Annotated in this window: 11 protein-coding genes; 7 read left to right on the forward strand and 4 right to left on the reverse strand. The window is 40.7% G+C overall.

From position 1 onward, the window contains the following. Complete coding sequence (locus PWQ49_RS03005; protein WP_300607632.1) at positions 1-2,658, reverse strand: HAD-IC family P-type ATPase; 2,658 nt, start codon at positions 2,656-2,658, stop codon at positions 1-3. A 231-nt stretch (positions 2,659-2,889) separates the two neighbouring features. Between PWQ49_RS03005 and PWQ49_RS03010 the strand changes: the two genes are divergently transcribed. The 4 genes from PWQ49_RS03010 to PWQ49_RS03025 all read left to right on the forward strand — a co-directional run bounded on the left by PWQ49_RS03010 (position 2,890) and on the right by PWQ49_RS03025 (position 5,568). Beyond that, positions 2,890-3,321 carry a hypothetical protein gene (locus PWQ49_RS03010; RefSeq protein WP_300607635.1) on the forward strand — a complete coding sequence of 144 codons (432 nt, stop codon included), beginning with the start codon at positions 2,890-2,892 and terminating at the stop codon, positions 3,319-3,321. Positions 3,322-3,350: 29 nt separating this feature from the next. After that, positions 3,351-4,502 (forward strand): tRNA (guanine(10)-N(2))-dimethyltransferase, encoded by a 1,152-nt coding sequence (locus PWQ49_RS03015; protein WP_300607638.1) that lies wholly within the window; start codon positions 3,351-3,353, stop codon positions 4,500-4,502. A gap of 151 nt (positions 4,503-4,653) precedes the next feature. Next, positions 4,654-4,923 carry a DUF1699 family protein gene (locus tag PWQ49_RS03020; protein ID WP_300607641.1) on the forward strand — a complete coding sequence of 90 codons (270 nt, stop codon included), beginning with the start codon at positions 4,654-4,656 and terminating at the stop codon, positions 4,921-4,923. Positions 4,924-5,445: 522 nt separating this feature from the next. Next, a complete protein-coding gene (locus PWQ49_RS03025; protein WP_300607644.1) occupies positions 5,446-5,568 on the forward strand; it encodes a CxxC-x17-CxxC domain-containing protein in 123 nt (40 codons plus the stop codon). A gap of 111 nt (positions 5,569-5,679) precedes the next feature. Here PWQ49_RS03025 and PWQ49_RS03030 read toward each other — a convergent pair whose 3' ends face one another. Then, positions 5,680-6,933 carry a DEAD/DEAH box helicase gene (locus tag PWQ49_RS03030; RefSeq protein ID WP_300607647.1) on the reverse strand — a complete coding sequence of 418 codons (1,254 nt, stop codon included), beginning with the start codon at positions 6,931-6,933 and terminating at the stop codon, positions 5,680-5,682. Positions 6,934-7,538: 605 nt separating this feature from the next. Between PWQ49_RS03030 and PWQ49_RS03035 the strand changes: the two genes are divergently transcribed. Further along, positions 7,539-8,399 (forward strand): EamA family transporter, encoded by an 861-nt coding sequence (locus PWQ49_RS03035; protein WP_300607649.1) that lies wholly within the window; start codon positions 7,539-7,541, stop codon positions 8,397-8,399. A gap of 87 nt (positions 8,400-8,486) precedes the next feature. Next, positions 8,487-9,806, forward strand: coding sequence for a signal recognition particle protein Srp54 (locus PWQ49_RS03040; protein ID WP_300607652.1), 1,320 nt, complete (start codon positions 8,487-8,489; stop codon positions 9,804-9,806). 9 nt (positions 9,807-9,815) lie between these two features. Here PWQ49_RS03040 and rpiA read toward each other — a convergent pair whose 3' ends face one another. Together rpiA and aspS are read right to left on the reverse strand one after the other, a co-directional pair. Continuing rightward, on the reverse strand, positions 9,816-10,511 hold the full coding sequence (gene rpiA, locus PWQ49_RS03045) for a ribose-5-phosphate isomerase RpiA (RefSeq protein WP_300607654.1): 696 nt from the start codon (positions 10,509-10,511) through the stop codon (positions 9,816-9,818). A 23-nt stretch (positions 10,512-10,534) separates the two neighbouring features. Beyond that, on the reverse strand, positions 10,535-11,866 hold the full coding sequence (gene aspS / locus PWQ49_RS03050) for an aspartate--tRNA(Asn) ligase (protein WP_300607657.1): 1,332 nt from the start codon (positions 11,864-11,866) through the stop codon (positions 10,535-10,537). 468 nt (positions 11,867-12,334) lie between these two features. Between aspS and gyrB the strand changes: the two genes are divergently transcribed. Beyond that, a complete protein-coding gene (gene gyrB, locus PWQ49_RS03055) occupies positions 12,335-14,239 on the forward strand; it encodes a DNA topoisomerase (ATP-hydrolyzing) subunit B (protein ID WP_300607658.1) in 1,905 nt (634 codons plus the stop codon). Positions 14,240-14,247 lie beyond the last annotated feature (8 nt).

Consider the following 14,247-nt stretch of genomic DNA (forward strand, 5'->3'; position numbering starts at 1 on the left):
TTATTTATTCCTGCGTCTTTTTTTTATCAGATACTTTTCGGTTTCAATAATGAAGAATATCAAACTTGAAATGCAGATTATTAACATCCAGTCAAAAGCTTCAAGTGGAGTTGTTTTCAGGATACTGTTTAGGTAATTGCTGTAAGTTATCAGCAGTTGCAGGGTAATTACAACTGCGATTCCCAAAAGCATTGCCCTGTTAGAAACAAGTCTATCAAAAACATTTTCATAGATTGATTTTGAGTTGAGGAGATAGAAGATTTCGAAGAATACAATTGTGTTCAATGCAATTGTTTGTGCGGCAACAATGTCCCGGCCGTTGCTTCCCTTCTGGAAAAAGAATAACAGGAATGTGGCAGTAACCATGAATAGCGCTACCGTAACAATGCGTCTTTTTATTATGGGTAGCAACAAGGGTTCTCCAGGAGGTCGTGGGCTCCTTGAAAGAAGTCGTTTTTCCTTTGGTTCAAAGACAATCGGTACACCAAGACAAATTGCAGTTACCGTATTAATCCACAGGATGTGCAATGGTAGCAGTGGAGGGTTTGTAATACCAAGTAAGACTGCCGCCATTACTGCCAGCCCTTCCGCAACGTTTGTGGGTAAAGTCCAAAGTATCACTCTCTGGATCTTGCTGTAAACATCACGTCCTTCTTCAACAGCATTTACAATTGATGCAAAATTGTCGTCCGCAAGGACCATGTCCGCCGCTTCCTTGGCAACCTCAGTCCCCGATTTTCCCATTGCAATTCCTATATCCGCTGCTTCAAGAGCGGGAGCATCATTTATACCATCCCCGGTTACAGCCACAACTTCGCCTTCTTCCTTGAGAAGGCGGACTATTCTGGATTTATCCTCCGGGGACGTGCGGGCAAATACCGAAACTATTTTAAGCTGTTCCTTTAATTGCGTGTCACTCATCTTATCAAGATCAACGCCAGACAGTGCACCGTATGTACGGATTCCGAGCTGCTTTGCAATGCTGTGAGCTGTAAGGACATGATCACCGGTAATCATAATCACACGGATTCCGGCAGTCTTGCATTTCTGGATAGCTGTTTTTGCTTCTTCCCGTGGAGGGTCGATCATTCCCTGTAATCCGAGGAAAACAAGGTCATTGAGATCGGAAATATGAAGATCATTATAATTGAATGAAACTCGCTTGTAAGCCATTGCAATTACACGTAAGCCCCTTGATGCCATTTCTCTGGCATTTTTAAGAATGAATTCAGATTGAATGGCAGACTTCTGATGACCATCATACTGACTGCTGCAAAGCTCCACAATTTTCTCAGGAGAACCTTTTACATAAATCAAACGGGAACCGTTTTTACTCTCATGCAAAGTGGCCATCAATCGAAGCTCTGATTCAAAAGGAATTGAGTCAAGTCTGGGAAGATGGAATTTACCTGCCTTAAGGGATGAAATCAGCAGGGCACCTTCCGTAGGATGTCCATCAATACCACCATCTTCTCTGAGATAAGCGTCATTACACAAAGCACCTGCTTCAAGCGTTTGCATGAGGGAGGCATAGGTTGAAGGTTTAATCTTCCTGCCATGATAATAAAAATCTCCCACGGGGTCATAGCCAGAACCACTTACCTCAAAACTGCCTTCAAGAGTGAATATTTCAGTCACAGTCATTTCATTTTTAGTAAGTGTTCCAGTTTTATCGGAACAAATAACTGTGGCTGAACCTAGGGTTTCAACTGAAGGAAGATTACGTATGATCGCATTTCTTGAAGCCATCACTTTTACGCCAATGGCAAGAGAAATTGTTATGAGTGCGGGCAACCCTTCTGGGATTGCGGCTACAGCAAGGCTTACGGTAGCAAGAAAAATATCAACAGTACTGAATCCTTGAAGTTTACCGATAATAAATGTAAATGCTGAAACTACAAGTATGACTAAAAAAATATTTTTTTCCATACGTTCGATGGTTCTGAGCAACGGCGTACTTATTTTCTGTGTCTGCTGGATAAGATTGGATATCCTACCCATTTCAGTAAAAGCTCCTGTGGAAACAACAATGCCTTTCCCGATCCCCTTGGTAATCAGGGTTCCACCGAATACCATATTTTTCTGATCACCCAGCGGAAGATCTTCCTTTTCAATTGGATCGGTTATTTTTTCCACAGCTAATGATTCACCTGTAAGGGCAGACTCATCTACTTGCATGTTCTTGCTGTAAATCACTCTCATATCCGCAGGAACCCGAGAACCTGCTTCGAGTATTACTACATCTCCAACAACCAGTTTCCTGCTGGGAATTATTTTCCTTTGCCCATCACGCAATACTGTAGTTTCGGATTTCATCATTTTTGCAAGAGACTCAAGCGCATGCTCTGCTTTGTTTTCCTGCACAAAACCAATAACTGCATTAGCAAGTAAAACTCCTATGATTACTGCCATATCAGCATATTCATGCAGGACAAATGTGAGAAGGGCTGCTGCCAGAAGAACATAGATCAGGGGATTTTTGAATTGTTTTGCAAATTTATAGAGAAAACCGTGTTTCTTTTTTATTTCCACTTCATTGAAACCGTATTTTGAAAGACGAAGCTCAGCTTCATCTTCAGATATACCTTCATCACAGCTCTCAAGAAGGGAAAATACCTCCTCCACAGTTGAACGATACCATTTGATTTCCCCACTCATCAGAAGTTAAATTGGGCTATATTCATTAAAGTGTTTTCCAGTTAATAAGCTAAATAGAAGTTATTGATGGAAGTTATTGAATCTGCAAACCGGAAAGAACTGTCTTGAGCTATGACATTTTACCCTATAAGTGGAAAAATAATGGAATCCTGATCTGAACAGCTCCTTTCGATCAGAAAAATTCATAAACATTTGGAATAAAAACTAGTTAAATATATGGGGATTGGAAATATGAAAATGAAAATAATAGTTATATTGTTATTGGTTGTCACAATTGCCCTTGCGGGATGTGCAGAAGAGGATAAAAAATCTAATGGAGCTAATGTAACTCCTACTTCTGATAATAATGAATCAGTTGTAGAAGATGGAGGTTCTGCGGCAACTCCTGAAGACTATGAACCAATGGATTACCCAATAAGGCTCAAAAACTACAAAGCAATAACAGCAAATCCTCTTGAGATCAATAGGACAGATACTGTAACATGGATAAACCAGCAAAACGAGCCGAAACGCTTTTTCACAATCAAAAATGAAGAGGGGATGTGGGATGATGTGACCCTTGGTTACATGCAGAAATTCACCTATCAATTCAATGAAACTGGCGAATACCATACCTATATTCCACCATGGAGTACTATGAATGTAACGATCATAGTTAAATAAGAAGAAAATATCAAAACCCAGATATGGAGATGCAGCAAATTAGAGAAGGTGAAGTATCCTTAATAATACATGCCCTCTCTGAAAAAGGCTATTCTCCATCTGTAACACCCGTTTTTTATAATCCTCATATGGAATTGAATCGCGATATCACAGTGGCAGCTATTGCAGCTTGGGTTAAACGGAAACTCAAGGATACTCTATATGAAGTTTCTGATATCACTTATCTTGATGCTATGTCTGCTTCTGGCATACGTGGTATAAGGATTGCTAAAGAAGTCGGAGTCAGTGTTACTCTTAACGATTGGGGAGAAGAAGCCTGTAAACTCATTCTAAAAAATGTGGAATTAAATGCTTTGTCGGAAAATTCAAAGGTTTGCAGAAAAAGTGCGAATGTACTGATGCAAGAGAAGAAGTTCGATATTATTGACATTGATCCCTTCGGGAGCCCTGCCCCCTTTTTAGATGCTGCTGCTTTCAGTGTTAAAGGGTTACTTGCAGTTACTGCAACTGATACTGCCCCCCTTTGCGGGGCACATTTGAACTCAGGCATGCGAAAATATTCAGCGATTCCATTGAATACAGAGTACCATAATGAGATGGGAGCAAGGATACTGCTGGGGTATATGGCACGTGTTCTCGCAATGCATGAGAAGGCAATGATCCCCCTCCTAACACATTCTACACGTCATTATGTACGAACATATGTCCAGATAAAAACTGGTGCAAAGGTAGCTGATAAAAGTCTAAAGGAAGTTGGGTTCATAGCACACTGTACATCCTGTGGAATGGTTGAATACAAAAAAGGACTTGCTGTGCAGCTGGAAAAAATATGTCATGTTTGTGGAAAAACAGTTCAAACTGGCGGACCTTTGTGGTTGGGAAGCCTTCATGATCCGGAGTTTTGTGAAGAAATCCTGATTGAAATGAAAGACAGGCCATTTGGTACAAAATCAGCTTCATCCAGAATAATTGAACTGTGTAAAAATGAACTTGATATTCCCATGTTCTATGATCAACACAAGATATGTAAACAACTGGGAGTTTCCGCAAAACCAATTGAAGGACTGCTGGAAAAAATCAGAGAAATGGGCTTTAAGGCTAGCAGAACTCATTTTTCAGGTACCTCCTTTAAAACAGATGCTGGATTCAGACAAATTAAACAAATCATTAAATCAGATTAATAATTTTATTTAGATAACTATATATTATCGTGATTTGTAAAATACATACTATAATCATTATAGCTTTAACACTCCAAAATAAATTGTCAGAGCTGATATTAAATAAAAAACCAAGGGTATAAAAATACCTGAAAATAAAGAGGATGATATCTTGAAGATCAGGTTACTAAACTCTAAAAACGAAATAGAAAAATTAAAAAAAGAAGATGAGATTGTACATCTTTCCTTCCGACCAAGCAACACCGACTTGATGGAAATCGTAAAGCTTTGCCCGAATGTAAAGGCTATTCAGATACCTTATTCCTATAAAGATACACTTTCGGAAACTGCCACAAAGTTCCTTGAGTTACAGGGAGTAGCCTTGCTTACTGGAAGCTTAAAAAGTGCATATGTTGAAAAATATATGGAAATAAGCGACTGAAAAGTCGCCACATATGTCTTTTCATATTTATTCTTTTATTTAACATACCTAGAAGTTAGTTGGTTACAACCTTAATTATAAACCAACTTTTTTATATTTAAGAAAATGTGGTTTTCCTGCCCATAAGGGATTGATTTGGAAGAAATTCATACTGGATAATTGCCACTGTCTGTGGAAATCCCGCAATCCTAACAAAAATATCGCCTATCACAAGTCATATTCTGTCGAGCAAATTGCCACAACGAGAACATGAACTACCGTTTAATGCTTATCTGCAAATGAGACCGTATCGTGGTTTGTAAAAAATAGTAAGATCATTAAATAATGAAAATACTATGACAACATATATATGGGAATAAGTAGTTACAACTTTCAGTCAATAAGTTCATTAGGTCTCCCTATAACTCGTTTTTAGTGCAGTCCTATATTGAATAGTTTGAACTAGGATAAAGGGAGGAATAAATTATACAAAGTAGAGGATTTAATGGCGGGAATCGCGGCTTTAACAATGCACCTCGTGAGATGCATAAAGCAAAATGCAGCGACTGTGGCCAGGAAACTGAAGTACCTTTTGTACCGGATCCTGATAGGCCAGTATATTGCAGGGATTGCTACCAGAATCATAAACCACGCAGAAATTTCTAATACTGCAATAATATTTTTAAAAAATAAGAACTTGGGTTGACTGTTTTTCCAATCAACCCGTTTTTTCTTGAGATATTGTGTTGTACTGTTTCAGAGTACAGCAAAAAACATTTATTTCTTTACATCGGCTAGCACTATTTTCACAAGAGCTGCACCAATATCTACTGAAGCATAATCCTCTTCAAGAAGGTTTTCAACCCAGTGAATATATTTTCCCATGTGACCGGCATCAATGGTGTCCTTAACCCTCTGAGAAAGCATTTCTGCCCGAATATCTTCCACATCACTCTGAGAGGGTATATTCTTGCGTATTATTTTTGCACCTGTGTGCTTTTGGATGCTCTTTATCTTACGAATATCCTTTCCGGAAGCAAAAGTAAATGCAGTACCCCCTCTTCCGGCGCGTCCTGTCCTGCCTATTCTGTGAATATATGATTCTTCATCCTGAGGTATATCGTAATTGAAAACAACCTCGATATTCTCAACATCTATTCCACGTGCTGCAACATCGGTTGCAATCAGGGTTTCAATATCCCCATCTCTGAAACTGGACATTACTTTATCCCTCTGTCTTTGTTTCAGATCACCGTGCAGTGCATCAACCAAGTATCCACGTGAGCGCATGGTTTCTGTAAGCTGATCAACTTGCTTTTTTGTATTACAGAAAACAAGAGAAGATTTTACATTGTAGATATCGATGAGTCTGCAAAGCACTTCCGTTTTTAAATGACTTTTTACCTCAAAGTAGAATTGTTCAACCAGGGGTACCGTGAGTTTCTTGTGAACTGTTTTTACCATTTGTGGATTGCGCTGATATCTTTTGGTCAGCCTCAGGATTGGTTTTGGCATTGTTGCCGAAAAAAGAATGGTTTGTCTGTTTTCTGGAACTTGATCAAGAATTAACTCAATGTCTTCCCTGAATCCCATATCAAGCATTTCATCAGCTTCATCCAGAACAACCATTTCCACTCCATCAAGCCTTAGTGTCTTTCTTTCAATGTGGTCCATCACGCGACCTGGGGTTCCTACAACAATGTGCACGCCTCTACGGAGTGCTTTTATCTGCCTCTCAATGGGTCGCCCGCCATATATTGGCAATATTTTAGTTTTCTGGTATTTTGAGAGTTTGCTCAATTCTTCTGCAACCTGGTTTGCAAGTTCTCTAGTGGGACAAAGGATGATCACCTGTACTTTATTGATATCAGGATTTAACATTTCAATAGCGGGGATCCCAAAAGCGGCTGTTTTACCGGTACCGGTTTGTGCCTGACCTATTACGTCCCGTCCTTCCAAAATAAAAGGGATTGACTGTGCCTGTATTGGAGTAGGTTCCTCATAACCCAGATCCTCAATTGCCTTATACATGTCTTTTGATAAGCATAATTCTTTAAAAGTTAATGATTCCATTTTAAGATTCCTTCTAGCATTTAGATGTCAAAAATAGCACAATATTGTCATGTCATAATGCGGGATTTGTAACCGCAAAAGCATGATCTTGAGTAATAAGTGGCGAATTTGACTATTTGGTGTTCCAGATTGTTTTGTTTACATCAAAACAAAAAAGATCATGCTGACCTACTACAATCTTGTACATTAAGTTTACCATGAAAAATGAATTTTATGTTTCTCTTCAACATTGAGTTGATAATTACGTTTCAATTATATGGAAGATTAAGAGTACATTAAAACTGCATTAGGTCTCATATCCTCCCTTGGTATGTAAAAGCCATTCATATTGAGATTTCTGAAAAGAGAATGTGCCATCACCAAATAGGATTTTTGGTCTTACTATTCAAAGTAGCATTAAAATCAGCAGTATTTTTTTGGTTTTTGTCGGCTTCAATCTCAAGCCGAAAGCTCCAGATTTTTGATAACTATTCTACTCCCATATGCAAGCCAGATTAATAGGGCACTAAAATAAACTCGGACATCGTTAACTATATCTGGAAAACTTTCATTCTCCTAGAAGTATGGAAACACTGCTATCTCTCCCTGCTGAAATCCTTGTAGTCATTTTAGGTATTGCAGCCGCTGCTTCATGGGGGGCAGCGGATTTTGGTGGGGGAGTGGCTGCAAAACGAGCCAGTGAATACATAGTTGTCGTAATCATGCAGGCAGTTGGAGCGGTACTGCTTTTGCTGTTTGCTATTTTTCTTTCTGAAAACATTCCAGCTCTTAATAACGTATTCTGGGGTTTTTTAGCTGGGATATCCGGAAGTCTCGGGTTGATTGTATTCTATCGCGGTCTGTCTCGTGGACATATGGGAGTGGTCGCGCCACTCTCCGCAGTGGTGGCGGTTATCCTACCGGTAATCCATAGTGCATTTTATGAGGGCATCCCAGCCACTCACCAGATATTCGGATTTCTCATTGCAATTGTCGGTATCTGGCTTATTGCAGGTACTACAGAAAAAACGGAAACACATTTTGATGATATAACTCTCGCACTGCTCTCAGGCTTTGGCTTTGGATTATTCTTTATTTTCATCGCGCAGTTCAGTGGTGACTCACTATTCTGGCCGCTGGTAATTGCCAAGCTGGCAGCAGTTGTATTGCTGCTTTTATTCCTTTTTATCAAAAAATCAGTGAGCCTGCCTTCAAGTGGTGTACTTCCGATAATAATTGTTGCCGGAATTTTTGATACATTTGGAATCCTGCTTTTTACTTTGGCAACCCAGATCGGAAGACTTGACATTGCAACTGTTACTTCCTGCCTTTATCCAGGGGGCACAGTATTGCTTGCATGGTTCATACTAAAAGAACACATTTCTCCAAAACGGTGGGCAGGGGTTGTGCTGGCGCTTATTGCACTTATGTTTATATTGCTCTGAAATTCGTTGGGAAGTTGTTTTCACAAAATTGTTAAATAAGGCTATGCAATACTATTAAGAAGACAATCAAAAGGAAGCCCCCCTAAAATGGTAATGGATAAACTTGGAACTTCACTTCAGGATGCCCTCAAAAAATTGGTTGGTGCAGGGCGTATCGATGAACGAACAGTCAATGAAGTAGTAAAAGATATCCAGAGAGCTATGCTTCAGGCTGATGTCAATGTCAAACTGGTAATGGCTCTTTCAAAGAATATTAAAGACCGCGCTTTAAATGAAGAAGTTCCCTCGGGAACCAGTGTCCGTGAACACGTAATCAGGATAGTTTATCAAGAACTTGTCAATATCCTCGGTGAAGGTACTGACATCCCGCTAACACCACATAAAATCATGATGATAGGGCTGCAGGGTAGTGGTAAAACCACCACCACATCCAAACTTGCCCGTTATTTCCAGCGCAAGGGTCTCCGCCCGGCTGTAATATGTGCGGACACATTCCGGCCAGGTGCCTACCAGCAACTCAAAACCCTCTGTGAGGGTCTCAATGTTCCTTTCTATGGCGAGGAAGGAAACCCTGATGCAGTCGGCATTGTTGAACGAGGACTGAAAGAACTCGAAAAGTACGATATACAAATTATTGATACTGCTGGAAGACACTCTCTTGAAGTTGATCTTATTGAAGAAATGGAGCAAATCCATGCTGTAGCAAATCCTGATTACAAACTACTGGTACTGGATGCAGGTATCGGACAGCAGGCAAGTGAGCAGGCCCGTGCGTTCAATGAGTCTATAGGAATTTCCGGAGTTGTAATTTCCAAGCTGGATGGTACTGCTAAGGGTGGTGGTACTCTCTCAGCAGTGGCCGCAACCAACTCATCCATTGCTTTTATAGGTACAGGAGAGACGCCGGATGATCTTGAGAAATTCGAGCCAGACAGATTCATTTCGCGGCTTCTCGGAATGGGTGATATTAAATCCCTTGTTGAAAAGGCTGAGGAAGCCCTTTCAGAAAAAGAAATGGACATTGAATCCATGATGAAGGGTAAGTTTACTCTTAAGGATATGTACAACCAGCTTGAAGCCATGAATAAGATGGGACCCATGAAACAAATCATGCAGATGTTACCTCTTGGTGGTATGGGTATTAAGGTTCCAGAGGACGCCTATAAGGTTACTCAGGATAAAATGACACGCTTTCGTGTCCTGATGGATTCTATGACTGAAGAAGAGATGCTAAACCCACGTATAATCGGAAGTTCCAGAATAAAACGTATTTCCCGGGGTTCAGGTTGTGCTCCTGAAGAAGTCCGTGAATTGCTTAAATATCACAAGACAATGCAAAATGCCATGAAAGGCCTTCGTGGCGGTAAATTCAATATGCAAAAAATGCTGAAAAAAATGGGGATGTAATTTCAGGAATTACTTTTTAAGGACTTTTATGTTTCCGTCCAGATCCCCAATATATACTTCATCTACGTTTGTAAAAATACCGTGTTCCACCAGCCCTACACATTTTGAAAGATCAGATGAGAGTTCTTCAGGATTTTTAATTTTCCCGAAATCCGCATCAAGTATAAAATTACCATTATCTGTAATTACGGGTCCATCTTTCTTTGAGGCTGCTCTGATTACAGCATTCCCACCAAGATCAGCAATCTGCTTTTGTACAAGCTTGCAGGCACAGGGCAGGACTTCAATTGGTACGGGCATTTCCAGTTCTTTCACATACTTTGAATCATCAGCCACAATTATGAAACGCTTTGCTGAAAGTGCCACGATCTTTTCACGCGTATGGGCTGCCCCGCCGCCCTTTATGGCATCAAGATCAAAATTCACCTGATCTGCACCATCTATGGCAATATCCAGTAAAGAATGCTCGGCAAGAGATGTCAGTGGAATTCCGGCTTCAATTGCCAGCATTTCTGACTGATAGGATGTGACAACCGCAAGGATATCCAGTCCTTCTTTTACCCTTTTCCCGATTTCCTTGATCGTGTATGCAGTTGTGGACCCCGTCCCGAGTCCCACGATCATGCCATCCTCTACAAGATCTGCTGCACTTTTCCCAGCAGCTTCCTTACCGGCATGATATCCGGCTGAATTTCTGTCTGCCATATAGAAAGCCTCAAAAATTTGTTTTAGGGAGATAATCTCTTCCTGTCTCTTGGGAAGAGTACCACATCACGGATATTTTCAGTACCAAGCATGGTCATAACAAGTCTCTCACATCCCATACCCCATCCAGCATGTGGAGGCATTCCGTATCTGAAAGTCTTGAGATAAAATTCAAAACCATCGGGATCAAGTCCCTGGTTTTCGATGCGTGTCTTAAGCAAGTCATACTGATGGACACGCTGTGCACCGGATGAGAGTTCCATTGTCCTGTGCATCAGGTCGAATGATTTGGAAATTTCCGGATCGTTTTCGTAGGGTAATGCATAAAATGGTTTGATTTCGGATGGCCAGTCTATGATGAAATAGTGCTCCTCACCCGTAGTCTGAAATACATACTCTCCAATAGTATGCTCTGCAAGGGTTGAGAGGTCGTCTCCCCATACAAGTTTCTCATCGCTGTTTGCATTGACAATTTCAATTGCCTCACTGTATGGTAGTTTCAGAAACGGTGTTTTTGGCACATTCAGCTCAATTTCGAGGTTTTCAAGGAACTTGGCTGCATTCTTCTTCACTTCCGAGTAAACAAACGCAATCATTTCCTCAAGAATTTCCATAACATCGAAATGATCCATGAAGCTTGCCTCAATATCAATTGATGTGGCTTCATTGAGGTGGCGTCTTGTATCATGTTCTTCGGCACGGAAAATTGGTCCAATTTCAAAAACGCGGTCCATACCGCCGGACATCAATATTTGCTTGAAAAGTTGCGGACTCTGGTTGAGGAACGCTTCTCTGTCAAAGTAGGTTATCGGGAAAAGGGCAGTTCCGCCTTCTGTAGCGGTTGCCACGACTTTAGGAGTAGATGTCTCAAGGAAACCATTGTCAGAAAGAAATGTCCTCACAGCTTTGAGTACTTCATGGCGTATCCTAAAAACAGCATGTGTTTTTTCACGCCTGAGATCCATGAACCTTGAATCGAGCCTTGTATCAAGTTCTGCATCGACTTTTCCTGTAGTATCCATGGGAAGCGGTGATTCCGCTTCATTGAGCAGTTCAATGGTTTCAGGAATTAACTCATAACCATTTGGGGCTTTTTCTTCCGGTTTCACCGTTCCTGTTACTGAAATAATTGATTCACGGATGAGTTTGCGTGCAAAATTGAATAGTTCCCTGTCAATTTTCTTTTTAACAAGGGTTACCTGTGCCTTTCCCTCACGGTCACGCAATACCACAAAACAAATACCGCCGAGATCGCGGACTTCGTGTACCCATCCAGCAAGGGATACCTTTTCATCTCCGATCTCTTCGGGATTAACCTGTGTTGAATAATGGGTCCTTAATTTTGCCAATAACATATGTTCACCCTGATCCGGGATATAATATAAATTACCTGTATTTTTGTATCCTAAAATACATTCTTATTGATATAGCTAACTAGGAAAAAGCTCAAAATCCTACCATGGAGTTGGACAGGAACTAATACTATATACTCATAGTGGCGATGAAAACATATTGATCATACTTTTTTTAATTTCATTCTTCGTCCATAGCATTGAATTCCACGAGTCTGTCAAAAATAGTTCAAGTTTTGCATTATATAACCATATTTCTGAAATCAGGACTAAAATAATTCCCTTTTCACCTTTAACGTATACCGAAAAGCAATCTTTATCATATATGAATACGTTACTCCTCTACCGGACATCAGGATAATATGGGAATTGAGAGATCGGATGGTGAATTCCCTATCTCATTTTACATATCCCCCAAATATAACGCTTGATTAATCCTTTCCCGTATATCATACACGGAGCAAGAACACGATGAGCGACAGAAGTGACTATGATGCAACGCATATCCAGGTACTTGAAGGGCTGGAGGCTGTGCGGAAACGTCCGAGTATGTATATCGGAAGCACTGACAGCCGTGGTCTTCATCATCTGGTTTATGAGGTGGTAGACAACAGTATAGATGAAGCACTTGCAGGTTTCTGTAACTCCATTGATGTTTCTATTAACGAAGATGGATCTGTGACTGTGACAGATAATGGTCGTGGTATTCCTACAGATCTTCATCCAAAATACAAGAAATCTGCTCTTGAAGTGGTTATGACAGTGTTGCATGCAGGTGGTAAATTTGACAAGAATACCTACAAGGTCTCAGGTGGTCTGCATGGCGTAGGTGTTTCTGTTGTAAACGCACTTTCCGAATGGCTTGAGGTCGAAGTTCGCCGAGGGGGGAAAATATATTTCCAGCGATATATCAGAGGTATTCCGGAATCAGGGGTAGTTGTAGTTGGAGAGACCGATGGTCAAGGGACACGTATAACATTTAAGCCAGACGGGGATATATTTGAGACAGTAATTTTTGATTATGAAACTCTTGTTACAAGATTAAGAGAACTTGCATTTCTTAACAAAAGTCTTCGTATTGCAATTTCCGATAACAGGGGAGAAGAAATACATACGGATGAATTCTACTACGAAGGCGGAATAGTTTCCTTTGTTGAATATCTCAATTCCAGCAGGAATGCGCTGCATGAAAAACCCATCTATTTCGAGAGAGAAAAAGAGGGTACTGAAGTGGAAATTGCAATCCAGTACACTGACAGTTATTCGGAACATATCTACTCATTTGCCAATAACATCAATACACATGAAGGCGGCACGCACCTTGCCGGATTTAAGGCTGCTTTGACACGTGTTGCTAACGATTATATAAAAAAGAATAATCTCTCAAAGGACGACGCCAAACTGGCAGGCGAAGACATTCGAGAAGGTCTAACCGCGATTATTAGTGTCAGGCTAACAGAACCTCAGTTTGAGGGTCAGACCAAAACCAAACTTGGAAACAGCGAGCTCAAGGGAATTGTCGAGTCCATGGTTTCCGAAGGACTTTCTGAGTTCTTTGAAGAGAATCCCAAGGTTGCTACCGTGATTCTCCAGAAAGCGCTTGATGCAAAACGTGCAAGGGAAGCTGCTAAGAAAGCGCGTGAATTAACCCGGCGAAAAAGTGCTCTCGAAATCAGCACACTTCCCGGTAAGCTTGCAGATTGTTCTGAAAAAGATCCCTCCATGTGTGAACTATATCTTGTGGAAGGTGATTCAGCAGGCGGTTCAGCTAAAATGGGTCGCGACAGGCGTTTTCAGGCAATTCTTCCTTTCAGGGGTAAAATCCTGAATGTTGAAAAATCCAGGCTTTCGAAAATACTGAAAAATAACGAGATTCGTTCCTTGATTACCGCAATGGGTACAGGCATAGGGGAAGATTACAATCTCAAGAAAGCAAGGTACCATAAAGTTATCATTATGACTGACGCCGACGTGGACGGTGCGCACATCAGAACACTCATGTTAACCTTCTTTTTCCGCTACATGACCCCACTTATTGAAGCAGGCTATGTATACATAGCACAGCCTCCGCTTTACAGTCTCAAGAAGGGTAAACAGCTGCATTTTGTCTATTCTGATAAGGAAAAGGATGCAAAACTTGCAGAGATCGGTGAAAAAGGTGTTTCCATACAGAGATACAAAGGTCTTGGTGAGATGAATCCCGAGCAGCTATGGGAAACCACTATGAATCCTGAAACCCGGACTATTTTACAGGTAACGATGGAAGATGCAGTGGCAGCGGATGAAATGTTTTCCATTTTGATGGGTGATGATGTATCCCCAAGAAAAAAATTCATTCAAAAACATGCAAAGGATGTCGTAAATCTGGATATTTGAGGTGAGGA

Source organism: Methanohalophilus sp. (assembly GCF_030156785.1).
GTDB lineage: Archaea > Halobacteriota > Methanosarcinia > Methanosarcinales > Methanosarcinaceae > Methanohalophilus.

Excerpts from the sequence above, each read along its gene's own strand:
- PWQ49_RS03025 (WP_300607644.1), top strand. The coding sequence starts at position 5,446 with ATGCATAAAGCAAAATGCAGCGACTGTGGCCAGGAAACTGAAGTACCT.
- gyrB (WP_300607658.1), top strand. The coding sequence starts at position 12,335 with ATGAGCGACAGAAGTGACTATGATGCAACGCATATCCAGGTACTTGAA.
- PWQ49_RS03005 (WP_300607632.1), bottom strand. The coding sequence starts at position 2,658 with ATGAGTGGGGAAATCAAATGGTATCGTTCAACTGTGGAGGAGGTATTT.
- PWQ49_RS03015 (WP_300607638.1), top strand. The coding sequence starts at position 3,351 with ATGCAGCAAATTAGAGAAGGTGAAGTATCCTTAATAATACATGCCCTC.
- PWQ49_RS03010 (WP_300607635.1), top strand. The coding sequence starts at position 2,890 with ATGAAAATGAAAATAATAGTTATATTGTTATTGGTTGTCACAATTGCC.
- aspS (WP_300607657.1), bottom strand. The coding sequence starts at position 11,866 with ATGTTATTGGCAAAATTAAGGACCCATTATTCAACACAGGTTAATCCC.
- rpiA (WP_300607654.1), bottom strand. The coding sequence starts at position 10,511 with ATGGCAGACAGAAATTCAGCCGGATATCATGCCGGTAAGGAAGCTGCT.
- PWQ49_RS03035 (WP_300607649.1), top strand. The coding sequence starts at position 7,539 with ATGGAAACACTGCTATCTCTCCCTGCTGAAATCCTTGTAGTCATTTTA.
- PWQ49_RS03030 (WP_300607647.1), bottom strand. The coding sequence starts at position 6,933 with ATGTATAAGGCAATTGAGGATCTGGGTTATGAGGAACCTACTCCAATA.
- PWQ49_RS03040 (WP_300607652.1), top strand. The coding sequence starts at position 8,487 with ATGGTAATGGATAAACTTGGAACTTCACTTCAGGATGCCCTCAAAAAA.